Annotated in this window: 16 protein-coding genes; 6 read left to right on the forward strand and 10 right to left on the reverse strand. The window is 47.3% G+C overall.

Going from position 1 to position 17,558, the window contains the following annotated elements:
- Positions 1 to 38: 38 nt before the first annotated feature.
- Together AB3114_RS00390 and AB3114_RS00395 are read right to left on the reverse strand one after the other, a co-directional pair.
- Entirely contained in the window at positions 39 to 1,415 is a 1,377-nt protein-coding gene (locus AB3114_RS00390; protein ID WP_367341282.1) for an MDR family MFS transporter, read from the reverse strand.
- Between the two features lie 52 nt (positions 1,416 to 1,467).
- Entirely contained in the window at positions 1,468 to 1,899 is a 432-nt protein-coding gene (locus tag AB3114_RS00395; protein WP_367341283.1) for a MarR family winged helix-turn-helix transcriptional regulator, read from the reverse strand.
- Between the two features lie 137 nt (positions 1,900 to 2,036).
- On the opposite strand from AB3114_RS00395, the gene AB3114_RS00400 reads away from it, so the two are divergent.
- Positions 2,037 to 2,795, forward strand: a complete 759-nt coding sequence (locus AB3114_RS00400) for a sulfite exporter TauE/SafE family protein (RefSeq protein ID WP_367341585.1) — start codon at positions 2,037 to 2,039, stop codon at positions 2,793 to 2,795.
- A gap of 45 nt (positions 2,796 to 2,840) precedes the next feature.
- On the opposite strand, the gene AB3114_RS00405 is transcribed toward AB3114_RS00400, so the two are convergent.
- From AB3114_RS00405 to AB3114_RS00420, 4 genes are read right to left on the reverse strand one after another with little or no spacing between them, the layout of a single operon-like run.
- Positions 2,841 to 3,914 (reverse strand): PotD/PotF family extracellular solute-binding protein, encoded by a 1,074-nt coding sequence (locus AB3114_RS00405; protein ID WP_367341284.1) that lies wholly within the window; start codon positions 3,912 to 3,914, stop codon positions 2,841 to 2,843.
- Entirely contained in the window at positions 3,911 to 4,735 is an 825-nt protein-coding gene (locus tag AB3114_RS00410; protein ID WP_367341285.1) for an ABC transporter permease, read from the reverse strand. Before AB3114_RS00410 ends, AB3114_RS00405 begins: the two co-directional genes overlap by 4 nt.
- The gene (locus AB3114_RS00415; RefSeq protein WP_367341286.1) at positions 4,735 to 5,547 is read right to left on the reverse strand and encodes an ABC transporter permease; all 813 of its coding nucleotides are present in this window, start codon (positions 5,545 to 5,547) and stop codon (positions 4,735 to 4,737) included. The genes AB3114_RS00410 and AB3114_RS00415 overlap by 1 nt, the downstream gene beginning before the upstream one ends.
- 2 nt (positions 5,548 to 5,549) lie before the next feature.
- The gene (locus tag AB3114_RS00420) at positions 5,550 to 6,635 is read right to left on the reverse strand and encodes an ABC transporter ATP-binding protein (RefSeq protein WP_367341287.1); all 1,086 of its coding nucleotides are present in this window, start codon (positions 6,633 to 6,635) and stop codon (positions 5,550 to 5,552) included.
- Positions 6,636 to 6,790: 155 nt separating this feature from the next.
- On the opposite strand from AB3114_RS00420, the gene AB3114_RS00425 reads away from it, so the two are divergent.
- The 5 genes from AB3114_RS00425 to AB3114_RS00445 all read left to right on the forward strand — a co-directional run bounded on the left by AB3114_RS00425 (position 6,791) and on the right by AB3114_RS00445 (position 13,442).
- Positions 6,791 to 9,199, forward strand: coding sequence for a Xaa-Pro dipeptidyl-peptidase (locus AB3114_RS00425; protein ID WP_367341288.1), 2,409 nt, complete (start codon positions 6,791 to 6,793; stop codon positions 9,197 to 9,199).
- A gap of 72 nt (positions 9,200 to 9,271) precedes the next feature.
- Positions 9,272 to 10,183 (forward strand): proline-specific peptidase family protein, encoded by a 912-nt coding sequence (locus AB3114_RS00430; protein WP_367341289.1) that lies wholly within the window; start codon positions 9,272 to 9,274, stop codon positions 10,181 to 10,183.
- A gap of 99 nt (positions 10,184 to 10,282) precedes the next feature.
- On the forward strand, positions 10,283 to 10,936 hold the full coding sequence (locus AB3114_RS00435) for an HAD family hydrolase (RefSeq protein ID WP_367341290.1): 654 nt from the start codon (positions 10,283 to 10,285) through the stop codon (positions 10,934 to 10,936).
- A 325-nt stretch (positions 10,937 to 11,261) separates the two neighbouring features.
- Entirely contained in the window at positions 11,262 to 12,779 is a 1,518-nt protein-coding gene (locus AB3114_RS00440) for an SEC10/PgrA surface exclusion domain-containing protein (protein ID WP_367341291.1), read from the forward strand.
- Between the two features lie 3 nt (positions 12,780 to 12,782).
- Entirely contained in the window at positions 12,783 to 13,442 is a 660-nt protein-coding gene (locus AB3114_RS00445; RefSeq protein WP_367341586.1) for a hypothetical protein, read from the forward strand.
- A gap of 143 nt (positions 13,443 to 13,585) precedes the next feature.
- On the opposite strand, the gene AB3114_RS00450 is transcribed toward AB3114_RS00445, so the two are convergent.
- The 4 genes from AB3114_RS00450 to AB3114_RS00465 all read right to left on the reverse strand — a co-directional run bounded on the left by AB3114_RS00450 (position 13,586) and on the right by AB3114_RS00465 (position 17,535).
- Complete coding sequence (locus tag AB3114_RS00450; RefSeq protein WP_367341292.1) at positions 13,586 to 14,248, reverse strand: histidine phosphatase family protein; 663 nt, start codon at positions 14,246 to 14,248, stop codon at positions 13,586 to 13,588.
- 88 nt (positions 14,249 to 14,336) lie between these two features.
- Positions 14,337 to 15,119: a triose-phosphate isomerase gene (locus tag AB3114_RS00455; protein WP_367341293.1), complete on the reverse strand. Its 783-nt coding sequence runs from the start codon at positions 15,117 to 15,119 to the stop codon at positions 14,337 to 14,339.
- Positions 15,119 to 16,171, reverse strand: coding sequence for a 2-keto-3-deoxygluconate permease (locus AB3114_RS00460; RefSeq protein ID WP_367341294.1), 1,053 nt, complete (start codon positions 16,169 to 16,171; stop codon positions 15,119 to 15,121). The genes AB3114_RS00455 and AB3114_RS00460 overlap by 1 nt, the downstream gene beginning before the upstream one ends.
- Positions 16,168 to 17,535 (reverse strand): four-carbon acid sugar kinase family protein, encoded by a 1,368-nt coding sequence (locus tag AB3114_RS00465; RefSeq protein ID WP_367341295.1) that lies wholly within the window; start codon positions 17,533 to 17,535, stop codon positions 16,168 to 16,170. Before AB3114_RS00465 ends, AB3114_RS00460 begins: the two co-directional genes overlap by 4 nt.
- Positions 17,536 to 17,558: the final 23 nt, after the last annotated feature.

Consider the following 17,558-nt stretch of genomic DNA (forward strand, 5'->3'; position numbering starts at 1 on the left):
AACCGGGAATGGAGTCCCTTCTCCATCCCCGGTTTTCATTATGCTTTTTTAGGTAACAGACATGACAGAACCAGTGAAAATACTGCAATAATCAGGGCCGTCAAATAAGCTGCATGGTAGCCGTTTGCTAACGCCGCAACGTGGTTGGTCCCGTGTGCGCAAAGGCTGACGACCATCATCATCACCGCCGTCCCCAGTGAACCAGCCACCTGACGCAAGGTACTGCCGACCGCATTACCATCGATCTCTTGTTCCTTTGGCAAGGCATTGATGCTAGCCGTAAAGAGCGACATCATTGAAAATCCGATGCCGACACAGCGGAAAGCATACGTCAGTACGATCACAACAATTGAAGTGCCTTGGTTAAAGAACAACATCGGTAACGTCCCGAGCACTACAATCGTGTTCCCAATGATTGCCAATTTCTTAATTCCCATCCGGTCATAGAGCCAACCAGAGATAGGGTTCATGATCCCCATCAAAATTGCGCCAAGCAAGAGGGTCAAACCTGAATGGAATGCGGAAAGGCCGCGTACGTCCTGGTTATACAATGGCATTACTAGTTCAATACCCACTAAGGCGATGTTAGAAGTCGAACTCAATAGGGTCATTAAGTCGAAGTGACGATTCTTCAGCACTCTCAAATTGGCAACCGGGTCGTCCACATGGTTACTCCGGTGGACAAAGAAAGCACATAGGATAATACCGACAACCAGGCTAACTATCACCGTCAGTGTAATCTTCCCGTCATTGCCCACAGTGGATAGTGCAAAAAGAATGGCACCTAATCCTAAGGTTTCATACATAAGGCCAAGGCCGTCAATTTTAACAGGACGCGTGCTAGTAATATTCTTCGTCGTGAAGAATGATATGAATAAAATTACTGCTGAAACAGGCGTCAAAATACCAAATAACATCCGCCAGCCAAAGTGATCAATCACCCAGCCGGAAAGACTCGGGCCGATTGCCGGGGCAAAAGAAATGATAATCCCGGACAAGCCCATCATCATTCCCCGAATCTTCTTAGGGTAAGCCACTAGCAAAACATTATTGGTCAGCGGGATAATGGCCCCGGCGCTCACTGCTTGAATCAACCGTCCGGCCAAAAGCCAGCCAAAACTTGGCGAAAACCAACTGATCGCACAGCCAATGATAAAAATGAGCATCAGAGTGAAAAATGTCGGGCGCAATTGAAAACGGTGAAAGGTCCAGGCACTGACCGGAATCATCAGTCCTGAAACCATCATGTAACCAGTAGAAACCCATTGAGCTGTTGCCTGGTTGACATGCATGTCCCGCATCACTTGGGGTAAAGCGTTGTTCATAAATGTTTCCCCAAGCAAGAGCACAAATCCGCCGAGGAATAGTACCGCAACCAATAGATTGGTGCGTTTTCTGCTTAACTGTTCTGCCATAATTCTCCTCCTAAATTATGTAGCTTACTACACTTATCTCCAAAAAAATCGGCTAAAAATTAGCCTTCATCTTTTTAAGGACCCGGTCAAACGTGGCCAAGTCTTCTTCATTAATTCCCTGAACTAACTGATCCTCGGCCGCGTCGAGAACTTGGGTGATTTGGCCAGCCTTATCAGACATCCGCTTACGACCTTCATCCGTCAGTCTTACCTGCACCTGGCGCTGGTCAGTTGGCAAGGGCGTTGTCACAACCATCCCCGCTTGCTGGAGGCGTTTGATAATTCCCCGCGTCGTCGCGTGGCTGATGTACAAACGCTTTTCAATCTCTTTTTGGATCAATGGCCGTTGAGCTTCGTACAAATCCATCATGATCATGCTTTGCGCTGGTGTCATCCCTAAATGAAGCCGCGCCATTCGTTGATTAACCATCTTCTCCGACAGCAACGAGAGAAATTTAATTTCCTGATTACGTGACGTTCTCATCTGTTTCCTCCATAACTGTAGCTTGCTACATATTTTAACATAGGATTCATCATTTGCAAACTTTCTTGTGAAAAGTATTGACGTAGATATCCAAGGAGGTAGATAACAGGTGTAATTACTACTGAATGGAGAGAATCATGCACACCTTTCTCGTTATTATCTACGTTCTGATCGGGGGAGTCCTGGCCGGAATCATGTCTTCCGCTGCTTCCTTTGCCTCCTTAGTCTCTTATCCACTGCTGCTCAGCGTGGGCATTCCACCAGTCTACGCTAACGTCACCAATGATGCCGCCCTAATTTGGAACAGCATTGGCTCCGTCTTTTCATCAGGCCGTGAATTACATGGTCACTGGAAGGATGTTGGGAAATACGCAATTTGTACAATCCTTGGCTCCGCTTGTGGCAGCTTTTTATTACTCGCATTTCCCGGGAAAACTTTTGAAAAAGTGGTGCCATTCTTTATCCTGATTGCCGGAATCATGGTCATTGTTTCTGGCCAACATAAAGCAATTCAGCAGGTACAGCGGCCACTATGGCAAAAGGTGGCCTACCTAACCCTATTGACGATAGTAGGTATGTACGCTGGCTATTTTGGGGCAGCGGCCGGCATTGTCGTCCTTGTATTATTGACCTACCTGATGAGCGAAAACTTCTTAGTTGTCAACGCGATTAAAAATGCTGTCTGTGGTCTCGCCAATTTAACTGCTTTGATCATTTATATGTTCAATTCACACATCTACTGGAACTTTGCCATTCCAATGGCTATCGGTATGTTTGTGGGCGGTTACGTAGGTCCAATCATCGTCCGTCACGTTCCGGCCCGACTGATGCGAATCATCATCGCCATCCTGGCCTTAACTCAGGCTGCTATTTATTTCTACAAAGCCTATCTGTAAGCAAAAGCCCGAAGCGCTGGCAAAAGTGCTCCGGGCTTTTAATAGCTAACGTGTTAACATCTTAAATTCAAGAAAGAGGTCGTTGTAGGTGCCCACGTCTTTCAGTGGCAGATCCGAATAGACGTGGAGCCGTTTCATCACCTTGGCAGACGGGTAAAAAGCCCGGTTAGCCGTCACTGACCTCGGCAAATACTTCTTGGCCGCTGGCTCAGGTGTCGCGTAGCCAATGTACTTGGCATTCTGGGCCGCATTACGTGGTTCCATCATGAAATTGATGAAACGGTAAGCAGCGGCCTTATGCTGTGCCCGCCGTGGAATCACGAGATTATCAAACCAAATATTACTGCCTTCGCTTGGCACCAGGTAGTGTAGATGTGAATCATTATCCATCATTTCACGGGCTTCGCCAGAGTAAGTAACACCGGCTGCCGCTTCGCCATCTTCCATGTACATCTTCATTTCATCGGCCACGACTGCCTTGACATTTGGCGCTAACTTATGCAAACGCCGGGCCGCCTGGTGCAGGTACAGCAGATTGGTCGTGTTGACCGAATGGTGGTCGATAATCAAGGCCATCGCGAAGACGTCCCGGGCACTGTCGATCAGCATCAGCTTTTTACGCAAGCGAGTGCTCCACAGCTGACGCCAGTGTTCAACATGATCACGCTGAATAAGACGATCGTTATAGACGATTCCCAGTGTTCCCCAAAAATAAGGTACTGAGTAACGGTTATGGCGATCGAAAGATTGATTGAGCAGTCCTGGATCGACATAGCGCATATTAGGCAGGCGGTTTTTATTCAGTGTTGCTAATAGGTGTTCACGTTTTAAACGGGAAACCGTGTATTCACTAGGAACCACCACATCGTAGTTCGTCCCGCCCTGCCGCAACTTTGTCAGCATGGCTTCGTTACTATCAAAGGTTTGGTAGTCGACATGAATGCCCGTCTGGTGCTCAAATTTAGTGATCAATGCCGGATCAATATAATCACCCCAGTTGTAAATCGTCAAAGTATTATCATGGCTGGCATGACTCTGCTGTCCCAGTCGCCAGTTAATGCCAGCTAAAGCAAGGCACAGCAATAAGATGCCCACCACCGCCGTCATCAGACGCTTCATTGGACATCACCTTCTTTAACTGTCACTGTCCTGTTATGCCGGCCTGCATGGCGACTAATGAAGTAATAGCCAATTACTAAGGCCAAGCTGACCAGAAAGACAACTGTCGAAAGGGCGTTGATTTCCAGGTTAATCCCCTGCCGGGCCCGAGAGTAAATTTCCACTGATAGGGTCGTAAAGCCGTTACCCGTCACGAAGAAGGTGACGGCAAAGTCATCGAGTGAATAAGTGAAGGCCATGAAGTATCCCGCTAAAATTCCCGGCGTAATGGCTGGCAAAGTCACCCTACTCAGAGTTTGCCAAGGAGTCGCCCCGAGGTCGGCTGCAGCGTCAGCCAAAGTCGGTGAAATCTCGTTCAGTTTTGGCAACACCATCAGCACGACGATCGGGATCGAAAAAGCAATGTGGCTGAGCAAAACTGAAATAAAACCGAGGCGCAGGCCTAAAACCGTGAAGAAAATCAGAAAACTGGCCCCAATTAAAACGTCTGGTGAAACCATCAGGACATTGTTCAATGATAATAAAACTTGGCGCTGTTGCCGTGAGCGAGTCCTCTTGATCACCAAGGCACCCAGCGTGCCGATAATCGTGGCGATCAGTGAAGCTAGCAAGGCGATGATCAGGGTGTTGATCACAATCTGAATCATCCGCGTATCCGTCGCCAGCACTCGGTAGTGCACCAACGAAAAACGGCCAAACTTCTCCATCGTCTTGCCTGAGCTGAAGGAATAATAAACTAGGTAAAAAATGGGCAGGTAAAGGATCACCAGAACGATCGCTAAGTAGACTTTGCCCAACAATCCGACACGTTTATTTTGCATTAGCGACGCCCCCTTCGGTGCTTCTTTTCACCCGTCAATCCCATTACTACAAACATCGCCAGGATCAGAATGACACCAATGGTCGACCCCATCCCCCAATTCTGGGTGGTCAGGAAATGCTCTTCAATCGCCGTCCCAAGCGTGATCACCCGGTTACCAGCAATCAGACGGGTAATCATAAAGAGTGACAGCGAAGGAATGAAGACGGCTTGGATTCCAGCCTTAACTCCCGGCAAAGAGAGCGGCCAAACGACACGGATAAAAGTTTGCCAGCGATTAGCACCCAGATCATAGGCAGCATTGGTCAATGAACTAGGCAAAGCTTCCAGTGAATTAAAAATCGGCAGTACCATAAATGGCAGCTCAATATATGATGCCACGATGATGAAGCTCATGTCGGTAAAAAGTAGCTGGTGTGCTCCCAAACCGATGAATTCCAAAAAGTGATTGATGGATCCGTTGTGGGCAAAGAGGCCGATGAAGGCATAAGTCTTTAGTAAGAGATTAATCCACGTCGGTAGGATAACCAGCAGAAGCCAAAACTGTTTGTTAGGCAAGCGGTTGAGAACGTAAGCGGTCGGGTAACTGATAACCAGGGTGACGGCCGTGATCACAAAGGCATACCAAACCGACTCGGCGGTCATCTTAAGATAGGTCCCTGATCCTAGATAACTAGCGTAGTTAGCCAGGGTAAAGCGACCGCTGAGGTCCTGAAATGATTGGTAAATGATGAGGATTAGCGGTGCAATTACGAATAGTAAAATCCATAAAACATAAGGAATGAAGAAAAAGAGTTGTTGCTTTTTGACCATAGTTAATCCTCATAGCTTTCCAGGCGGTTATCGAAGTCCTGTTCGCTTTCGTTAAGCCGCATCACGTGAATATCCTCAGGATCAAAACCGAGGCCCACCTGGGCACCCACAGTTGTCTTATGGATAGAGTTGATCTTCCACTCATGCTGATCTGCATCGTGAGCCGTAATCTGGTAGTCCACGCCGCGGAAAAGCTGGGTATCGACTGTCACCAGCAACTGCCCCTGATCAGGCGTCGTGATGTCCAGGTCCTCTGGGCGTAAAACAACCTCAACGTTTTCGTCAGGGTGCATCCCCGCATCGACGCATTTAAAATCGTGCCCCGCAATGTTTACCAAATAGTCCTCTTTCATAATGGCCGGAACAATATTGCTTTCACCAATAAAATCGGCTACAAAATGATTGAGCGGCTCGTCGTAGATGTCAACCGGCGTGCCGCTTTGTTGGATCAGGCCGTCATTGATGACAAAAATCTGGTCGCTCATCGCCAGTGCTTCGCTTTGGTCGTGGGTCACGAAAATGAAAGTAATTCCCAAACGACGCTGCAGTGCCCGCAATTCTGTCTGCATTTCTTTGCGGAGCTTGTAGTCCAGTGCCGACAGAGCTTCATCGAGCATAAGAACCTTAGGACGGTTGACGATGGCCCTTGCAATTGCTACCCGTTGGCGTTGCCCACCGGACATCTCCGTGATTTCTCGTTCCTGATAACCCTGCAAATGCACCAAACGCAAAGCATCATTGACCCGCTTAGTGATTTCTTTTGTTGGCACCTTCTTAAGGCGCAAACCAAAAGCGACGTTCTCAAAGACATTGAGATGAGGGAAAAGAGCATAGTCTTGGAACACCGTATTCATCTGACGACGGTTAGCTGGCACATCATTGATGACCTGACCATCGAAAAGCACCTGCCCACTGCTAGCTTCATCAAAGCCCGCAATGATGCGCAAAATGGTGGTTTTACCAGAGCCAGACGGCCCCAGCAGGGTATAAAATTTACCTGATTCTATTGTGAAATTGATGTCTTTTAAAACGACATTGTCTCCATATGCTTTCTTAATGTGACGGAATTCGATTAACGGGGTCGCCATGCCTCTCACCTCTTTAATGTTTTGAGCAAGTTGATTATACGCTCTTTGGAAGCGCTCTGAAAGCGGTAAATCCGTGTTTAGCTTTCGGCACTCATCAATTTCGTGTACTATGGTGATAACGTTGTCATTTGTGTCGATTGCTAGGAGGATTTTTTATGAAAATCAACCAGTTTAGTATTATCAAAACCAGTCCACAGCAAGAAGAAAAGGAGCTACAGCAATTGCACCTGCTCGACCAGGGCGATCTACAACTTGAACCCACCGCGCTGTGGCAAAAATTATTGACACGGGTGCACACAGCTAGCCAAGAGCCAGCTGCAATCCACCAATGGTTCTATGATCTTTTAGCCAGCCCACAGCAATCGTTAGAAGACTGGTTCAGCCAACGCCAACCACTGACGGACCAAATCTTCTACGTGATTGCCCTTCAGCTACTACATTTCGAAGCGGGCCTCGACTTTGATCCTGCAGACCCACTGGCAGCCATCAACAAGCTCAACATGCCCCATCGCTTTCATGATCAGTGGACCAATCATGACGTCGTGGATGCCTGGTACCTCCTGCTAGCCACCCGGGGCAAAAATGGTCAGTCTTTCATCGATGATCTGACCAGCCAGGGCCTCTTCACCTGGACCTATCAGTTACCGGCAAAACAAAAACCGCTGTGGTTTAATGGAAAATCTTTGGCTTGCTTTGACCCTCATAAATTTATTCGGGAAGTTGTCTACGTTGAAACCGATCAGGACAGCGACTTTGATGGCAAAGCCGACCTCGTCAAAGCTGAGATTGTTCGGCCAGCCGACACTGAAGATGGGCTGAAGGTTCCCGTCGCTTTCACAGCCAGTCCTTACAATGAAGGCACCAATGACAAATGGGGTGAAATAGCAACCCACGACGTCAACCAAAAACTCAGTCACAAGCCTGAAGGCAAAGCACAATCGCCCGACGAAATGATGCCGCAATTACCACAAAACCACCAAAAAGTGAACGGCGAAGCGCACGAAGCCAGCGAAACCTTCTCCGAAACACCAGGCTACACCCTCAATTCTTACCTTGCCGTCCGTGGTTACGCGATCGTCTATTCGGCAGGCATCGGCACCCGCGATTCCGATGGCTTGCTGACGTGTGGGGACTACGCGCAAGTCAATTCTATGAAAGCCGTGATTGAATGGCTACACGGTGACCGCAAAGCCTTTACGGACCGCAGCAGTGGCATTCAAATCAAAGCTTGGTGGTGTAATGGCAACGTCGCGATGACCGGACGTTCTTACCTTGGTACCCTGGCTACTGCCGTTGCCACCACAGGCGTCACCGGCCTCAAAGCAATTATCAGCGAAGCCGCGATCTCTAGCTGGTACGATTATTATCGTGAGAACGGTTTGGTTGTCGCTCCAGGCGGCTTCCAGGGTGAAGATGCCGACGTTTTATGCGATGAATGTTTTAGTCGGACGAAGCGGGCTGCCGACTACCAGCGAATCGAAGGCCTCAACAGTCGCTACATCAAGGCCATGCAGGCAGCTGAAGACCGGGAGACGGGGTCATATAACAAATTCTGGGCTGCCCGTAATTACCGGATTAACTTCGAACACATCAAATGTGACGTCATGATGGTTCACGGTCTCAACGACTGGAACGTCAAGCCAGTCAATGTCAAGCGGCTCTATGACGCCCTCCAAGGATTGCCTGTTGCCAACCACCTGATCCTGCACCAAGGACAGCACATTTACATCAACGCTTTTCGTTCCCTCGACTTCTCAGAAATGGTCAACCTCTGGCTCGGTGAGAAGCTCTGGGGCCAACATAGTCACGCCGACGAAGTTCTGCCGCGGGTCCTCGTCCAAGACAACGTCACTCCCGAAACCTGGACGCCATACCAGAACTGGTCTCGTGGTCAAAAGCTGCAGTACTTCTTCAATAAGCATTCGATGGTCGACACTGACGCAGTACCTGATAATTCTGGATCATTCAATGATCATCAAGATCCCGCACGCTTCAAGCAGTGGTGCAGCCACATTGACCAATGGCAGCGGGAATTGGTTTCTACAGATAATAAATTCAGCATCCGCCTCTTTGGCCCAACAGCTGATCACGATACCTTGTTACGGGGTACCCCGATGATCAACCTGCGAGTAGCGTCATCAAAAAACTATGGCATGGTCAGTGCCCAGCTACTGGACTTTGGCGATGCCCACCGGCTCACCATTAGCCCCCAATTGATCAACCAAAACGGTTTGCCCCTTGGTTACCAGTGGAAGTACGATAATCTACGCGAATTCAAGCTGCAAAAAGCCGTCACACCTTACAAAGTGATTTCCTATGGCCATATCAACCTGCAGAATCGCCATGGTGCCGGTGTAAATTCCAAACTGGAAGCTAAGCAGATGGTTGACATCAAGCTGCCACTTCAGCCAATCTTTCACCATCTAGTTAAGGGTCACTCACTGTTGCTGGTGATCTTCTCCACCGATTTTGGGATGACGCTGCGCGGCAATGATGACATCACCTATACCGTTGACCTCGGCAATAGCTCACTGACCATCCCATCAACTGTTCAATTGAATTAGTGACGTGGATTGTGTTGTCATCAACAAATGCGTTAAAATGAAGTACACCAATTTATTTAATGGAGGTAAATCATGAAACAAGGAACCACAATCATCACCTTACATAATGGCTACCACCTTTGGACTAACACCCAAGGCCACGGCACGATCCACTTGCTCTGTCTGCACGGCGGTCCTGGTGCTAACCACGAATACTGGGAAGACACTGCTGACCAACTGAAGAAGCAAGGCCTTGATGTCCAGGTCCATATGTACGACCAACTCGGATCACTGTACTCCGATTCACCAGACTTCTCTGATCCTAAAGTACGTAAGGAAATTCTAAATTACGACTATTTCCTGGACGAAGTCGAAGAAGTTCGTCAAAAGTTAGGAATTGACCACTTCTACCTGATCGGCCAAAGTTGGGGTGGCTTGCTAGTGCAGGAATATGCCGTTAAATACGGCCAGCACCTAAAGGGCGCCATCATTTCATCAATGGTCGACGAAATCGACGAATACGTGAAGAGTGTCAACGAAATCCGGGAAAAGGCTTTGCCAAAGGACGACGTCGACTTCATGAAACAATGCGAGCGCGATAACAACTATGACAACGAACGCTATCAGCACTGCGTGGACATTCTCAACGCCGGCTACATTGACCGGGCCCAACCGGCTAAGATTCGTCACCTGAAGGATCTGACCGACCCGACGATCTATCATACCTTCCAGGGTGACAACGAATTCTTGATTACTGGGAAACTGGCTAAATGGCACTTCCGTGACCAGTTAAAGAACATCACCATGCCAACCCTGCTGACTTTTGGTGAACACGAAACGATGCCGCTGACAACTGCCAAAATCATGCAGGAAAAGATTCCGCATGCCCGCCTGGTCACGACACCAAACGGTGGTCACCACCACATGATGGACAATCCTGATGTCTACTACAAGCACTTAGCTGACTTCATCCGTGACGTTGAGAGCGGCAACTTCAACGAATAAATAAAAATTGATTAACTGACAAAAATCCCGGAAAATTATGTTTTTTCCGGGATTTTCTTTCTGTTATATAATGGTGACATAGTCCAAACCCAAGGAGAAATGATCGTGACTAAGCAAATTACCAACTTTATTTTCGACGTTGATGGCACCTTGCTCGATACCGTCGACATGTACATGCCCGCCGCTTTTGCCGTCTTAGCTAAATACGGAATCGTGATTGATAAAAAAGACCAGCCAGCTAAGATCCGGCGCTGGTTCGGCATCCCTGCTCGTGAGATGCTTGAAGACGCTGGAATACCCGCCGATAAATTAGACGCTGCTCTGCAAGACAACATCGACGTGGCCTACCAACACGAGGACCGGGTTCACGTGATCGATGGTGTCGACGACATGCTCGCCCAGTTATCGAAACGTCCCGGTATCAAGCTGGCCGTTGCCACTTCCAAGATCCGCGATGAATACAAGGCTCACGTTGCTGACCGTTTCAGCTTTGACAAATACATGATGGCACGGATCACTGCAACTGACACGAAACGTCACAAGCCATTCCCAGACCCTATTCTGGCAGCCATGAAGAAGCTGGACGCTAAACCGGAAAACACAGTGTACGTTGGCGATACACCCAACGACGGTAAGGCAGCCCATGCCGCTGGGGTGAAATTTGCCGGTGCCATGTACGGTTCCGTCAACCCAAAGGCAATCGCGAATGCCGACTTCCCGCTGAAGACGCCGGCGGATTTGCTGAAGATTTAGTCCAAAAATCAAAAAGTCACTGCGTTGAAGTGAACCAACCTTAAAGTTGGACACCTTACTTACGCTGCTTTAGATAAGACAAGATTTCGAATCTATAATGCCCTCTAAGTATAAAGATGAAATATAAAATTCATCTGACTACTTGGAGGGCCTTTTTTAGTTACAACTACTAAGTATGTAATGTGTGAACTATTCAGTTAAGTGTCTAAAATAATAGAACATATATTAAATGAAATTTTAAGCATATTCTTGAAAAAATATGTAGATGATTTCAATTATGTTATTATTTTCTTGATTATATAGCTTAGGGGGGAGCTGAATCCATATGAAAAATAAAAAGTTTAATGTTAAGAAAAATCTATTAGTCACTACTGTTGTTCTAGCTGCGATTGCTGGTGGCAGTACTCTTGCAGGTCAGACTGCTCATGCTGCTACGTTATATAATCAGCAAGTATCTGGTGATCAATACAGTAATCAATCAACTGGTAGTCAATCTACTGATCTAACAACACAACAATCTGCTAGCCAAAACTACGCTAGTGCACAGGCTATTAACAGTCAATCCAACAATACTGACAATAACCAGTCAGCTGCTATTAAGGCTGCTCAAAATGTTGTCAATGATGCTCAGGCCCAGAAAGATTCAGCTGATGCCAAAGTCAGTGCTGCACAAAATGAGCTTAATACTAAACAAACCGACGTTTACGAAGATACTGAAGCATTGAAAGACGTACAAAATGCTCTCAATGGTTTAGAACATGGTAAAACAGTTGTTGACACTATCACTCTCGATGTGCCTGCTTATCGGCAATATTTCAAGGATATGTATGATAACAATACACCTACTAATCAGGACAAAATTTCCCTTAAAAAGATGTATGATACAAACAGGTTCAAAGGAGACCCAGCCGATGAATTCATTAAGATTAATCCAAATAACCTCACAGAATCTCAACAATTAGAATTAACAGGATACGCGGCCAATATCCTTAATAATGTCCGTGAACAATTGGGACTTCAACCTGTAGTAATCACTAAAGGTGCTTTAAAATTCGCTACTGATTCTAAAAACAATTCTATTCAAGCTCATTGGAACAAGACTAACCATGACGTTGCTTCCATTACCAAAGCTGCCCGAGAAAATGGTTTAAACGATAGGAACAATTACTATGAATGTGCTTCATATTTCCCAGGGGGAGGATCAGTAATTACATTAAGTGATGCAAAATCTGGCATTTATTATAGTCTTAAGCTAATGATCCTCGGTGTTGGCATATCTGATTCAAATGATCCTTACAACGTGTTGAATCCTGATCGTGCTGTATTTGAAACGCTGCATGCACAAGCCTTACTGGATGAACATCAAGATAATATTAGTCAAAAATCAAAAGATAATTTGGTTGATCAAGGAACACAACAGGATTTTGCAATACAGATGACCAAACAGCCATCTGGAATCATAATGTTCCATTTTAATAACATTACCAACCATAATGAAAGTCGCAATAATAATGAAGTTGTAGACCCAACTAAATATGACGAAACTATTGTACCTATTAATGAAAATAACAGTAATAAGGTTTCTATATTGCAAAAGGTTATTCAAAACGCTATGACTAACCTTTCTGCATCTCAGCAGGCATTAACCCAAGCTCAAAATATTTTATCGCAAGCCAAGTCTGAACAAACTACAGCTAATGCTAAATTGAATCAAGCTAAGGCTAACTTACAGAAACTCCAAGCAAAGTCAAATTCCAATAATAATGCTATTACTAATGGTTGGAATTTAAGCAACGGTACCTGGTACTACTATCATAATGGCGTTCGTCAAACTGGTTGGTAACGTATTTATGGTACCTGGTACTACATGAACAATAGCGGTGCTATGCTAACAGGTTGGCAACGCATTAACGGTACCTGGTACTACATGAACAATAGTGGTGCCATGCTAACTGGTTGGCAACGCATTAATGGTACTTGGTACTACATGAACAACAGCGGCGCTATGTTAACTGGCTGGCAACGCATTAATGGCACTTGGTACTACATGAATAATAGTGGTGCCATGGTAACTGGCTGGCAACGCATTAATGGCACTTGGTACTACATGAACAATAGTGGTGCTATGTTAACTGGTTGGCAACGCATTAACAGCACCTGGTACTACATGAATAATAGTGGTGCTATGTTGACTGGTTGGCAACGCATTAACGGCACTTGGTACTACATGAATAATAGTGGTGCTATGTTGACTGGTTGGCAACGCATTAACGGTACCTGGTACTACATGAATAATAGTGGTGCTATGGTAACTGGCTGGCAATTGATTAACGGTACCTGGTACTACATGAACAATAGTGGTGCCATGGTAACTGGCTGGCAATACATCAACGGTGCTTGGTATTACATGAGCAACAGTGGTGCTATGTTCACCGGTCGACAATACATCAATGGCCGTTGGTCTAACTTTGACGGCAATGGTCACTGGTTAGGATATGCTGATTAATTTTTTCAAGTTATTGTTAGAAACTGTCAGAATCTAGCTGTCTTATGTTAAATATAAAGGACCCCCTAAGTTGGACAAACAATCCAACTTAAGGGGTTATTTCACATGCTACTCACGTAACATTCAATAGCTTTACTATTTTTTCAAGGTAAATCAACCCGGTTAAAGTACTCAACCGTCGTCTTGTCACCATCCAAAACCATCTTCGAGATATGGGCATTCTTCGGTGCTTCCGTCCCGTCATAAACATCTGGTGAAGCATAAAGCTCCATCAGTGAACGCACTACCAGGCCATGGTCTACCAGGAGGACGTTGCTGCCATCAGGCAAGCGACGTAACCGGTCAACCCCTTGCTTGATCCGGCTGATAAACTGGTCATTGCTTTCTGCCAAGTGGTAAGGGTCTTTTTCGTGCATAATGTCACGGGCCTGAGCCATCGTGTAGTCCTGCATAAATTCGGCCCAGCTATGATAATGGCGCCACTTACCACTAAGAATATCACCCATGGTATCGCCGGGTTCCCCTTCCATGAAGCCGAGGTTGACTTCCCGGAAATGAATGTCTTGGGTGATGGCTGGTTGGTTATCAGCATCGTGTTGTTTCATGATCCACTTGGCTGTATCGACCGCCCGCCGCAGGTCGCTGGTAAAAACGTAGTCAAGGTGAAGATGAGCTAGCGCTTTGCCGGCCCGCACTGCATCTTTAATTCCTGACTCAGTAAGTGGCGAATCCGACCAACCTTGCATCCGGTGGTAAAGATTGAACATCGTCTGACCGTGGCGAACGACGTAGACATTAACTGACATAATTATTCCCTCCGTTTTTGATCTAGCAAAATTGTAACATGACGAGCTAGCAAAGGCCCCCTGTCACACGCGACAAGGAGCCTTTTGATTACTTCATCTTTGCTTTCTTGACTTCATCTAACATAGCCTGATAGTTAGCAGGGTCATGGCCAAAACGACCCACAAAGATGCCATCGGTGTTGTCATCATCCACAATTGCCGGCGTGGACAGTTTCGAAACCGAACCACCATAGATTAGGCGCACCTGGTCGGCAATCAGGGGGCTTGTCAATTGCGCTAAACTGCGGCGAATACTTGCCATCGCTTGATGCACAAATTGCGGATTTGCAGCGGTACGCTGTCCTATTGCCCATCCCGGTTCATAGGCAATGATCATCTTACCGACCGTCTCAACATCGATCCCACATAAATAGCGTTCCAACAAGCGGTGAATACGATCGCTGAAGTCTGCTGGCGATAGTTTTCGCTGTCCTTCACCAATACATAACACCGGTGTCATTTCAAATTGCAACACTAGCTTCAGTTTCCGGTTAATCATGCCGGCATCTTCATGAAAGTACAGCAATCGTTCGTGGTGCCCGACTTCAACGTATGAGCCATGCAGGCTAGCTAATGTCTCAATCGAATATTCGCCCGTCCAGGCACCATTGGCAGCTGGTCCGACGTTTTGCGCGCCAAAACCGATTTGACTATTATTGTCGAGAAGAATTTGAGCCGTGTTTTCAATTGTGCCTAAACTAGGCAGTAAAAACTGTTCAACCCCGCTTTCCTGACCGCACCGTCGATTTAGTTCTCGAACTAAAGCAGCGTTGTCTTCAATCGTATTGATGTAATTTTTGAGGCTAAAACCAACGACCGGCTCGCGTGACATCAGACCGTGCCCCCTTGAGTTTTACCAGGTACTGGTGACGTCGCAGCTCGTACTCTCGTTTTAGCTTTATCGACGGCTCGCTTAACACCGGCTTGCATGGCTGGCTGTTCGTTCAACCTATCAGCTGAGTAATGCTTCTTCAGGAATTTATCGCCCCAGCCGACGAGGAACGGGATGATTAGCATAGTAATGATCGAAGCGGTGGCACATTGGGCAGCAGCCATCCCCGCTACACCCTTCAGAGCGGGATCGGCAGCAGCAACCAGACCCGGCGTCAACGCCGAATTCGCAGCCACGGAACCGAGGGCAAAGCCCAATGAAGTCTTTTTCTTGAGGAAGAGGTTGTAAACAAAGAAGTAAACAATCCCGATGATCGGTGCGATAATCCCCAGAGCGACACCAGGCAAACCTGCCTTAACGATGGTGCCGAGGCTGGAATTAGAACCAATCCCGAATGACATCCAGATAATGACGAAATTTTGTGATTTCTGACACAGGGACTTAAATTCACCATCGAGGTTGCCCCAAATGGCACCAACAAAGAGTGGAATAATCATGGCAATGATCGAGGTCCACGGAATGTTGGCCATCCCCGAAACACCCATCGCAATCATCGTCAGGAACGGGCCATCGTGGATACAAAAGATCGCAATGGCACCAGAATCTGATGAGTTGCCGTACTCGGCACACAAAGCGATGTATAGAGAACTGTTAGCGGACAGCATGCTAGCCATCACTGCCAGTGGCGTCAGTCCAATCACCCCTTTAGCACCCCAGATACTACCGACAGTCCAACCGATGGCTGCACCAATAATAAACTTCAGCGCTAGCAGGACAATTCCCTTGTACAGCGGTCGGCCAACCGTCTTAAAGTTGATCTGGGATCCGCAGACAATCAGGAACAAGCCCATCATCGCCTGGTTCCCGGCTTTGAAGAGGCCCGTGGTAGGTCCACCTAAATTCAGAACTCCTGGGATAAAAGTATTAATCAAAATCGCACAGAGCATCGGAATGATAATCATTCCGCCAGGAAATTTTTTCAGTAACTTCATAGTGTGACCACCTTTTGTTGAACTAACTGCCGTGACTCAGCGAAGCAACGGTTAACAGCGACGACGGCGGTATCTTCTTTCCCCGTCATGCCACCTTTGCCGATCGTGAAAGTACCGGCAAAATCACCGCCGATAATTTGACCAAGATCAGTCTGTGGAATGACGTAATCACGCAGACCAATTCCCTTTGCACCCAAGTGCTTCAGTGTCGTGACCATCGTGTCACCGCCGGTCATGTAAAGGCCGTCCAAGTGGCCCGTCCACTCGGCTAGGGCTTGGTGAACAATCTGGGCAACTGCCAAATTGATATTGGCCGACGCTTGTCCAGATGGTAGATGGTCTTCCGCTTCAACCTGCTTCAGATCGAGAACAGGGCTATAAACTGCTGTTTCCAGAATCGTCACGTTCGTTGCTGGATCACTGAGACTAGCTAAAAGACGGTCGGTTTGTGCTGTAATCATCTGGTGAGCTAACCGGTCATTCATCACAATTGAACGCGGATCGACTGAAATAACGTCGACCGTGTCGTTGGCAGCCAAATAATCGATTTGCTTGCGGGTAACACCCGTTGCACTGCCGGCGACTACTAGGACATGTCCGCTCTCTTCTGGATCAATAGATGATGCATTATCTGAAGTCGTGTCAGCCTTTTCCTGTCCTAAGCCATGAGCAAGGGCTAAGGCGTACGTGAATGGACCCGGATCAACGGCCAGGGTCGACCAGCCGAGCTCGACCACACTGTTGGCAATCAGTTGGACGTGTGCCATGCTGACGGAATCACAAACAATCACCCGGCATCCTTCGGCTTGACGGCGTTCCAGGACTTCTTTAACAGCGGCCGGGCCAGCCAAAACTGTTTCCAAGTCCAGCACACCCACTTTATGGTGCGTCTGTCCGGCGATCAGTTTCGGAATAAAGGTTTCCGTCACGGGAGTCAGCACATCATGGGCTACTTCCGTTTCTTCCAGCGCCGTATTTTCAATGATGGCGTAGCCACCTGCTAGAATTCGCTTGGATTGTGGCATCGCCGGTACTACCATTGCCATCGTGTCAGCTGGCATCTGCCTTAGCATGGCGTCGATTTCTGTACCAAGGCCACCACGGTAGGTGGTGTCGATCCGTTTGGTAAAGTAGTCCACGTGGCACCGTTGCAGCTTCTTCATCACCTTTGTCACTGCCGCATCGGCATCTTCAGCCTTCATGTGGCGGCTGTCAGTCGTCATCACAATTGCTTGATATTGGTCAGCACCTGGCATATCATCCGGCGAAAAATAAGCTGCCGTTTTGATACCAGCTCGTGCCAGCAAGGTACCCACAGTCGTGGCACCAGTTAAATCATCAGCAATCACACCAATTGCAGTCATTAGAAAACCTCCTTGTTATCCTT

Origin of the sequence: Limosilactobacillus sp. (genome assembly GCF_040772465.1) — a bacterium.
Classification (GTDB): Bacteria; Bacillota; Bacilli; order Lactobacillales; family Lactobacillaceae; genus Limosilactobacillus.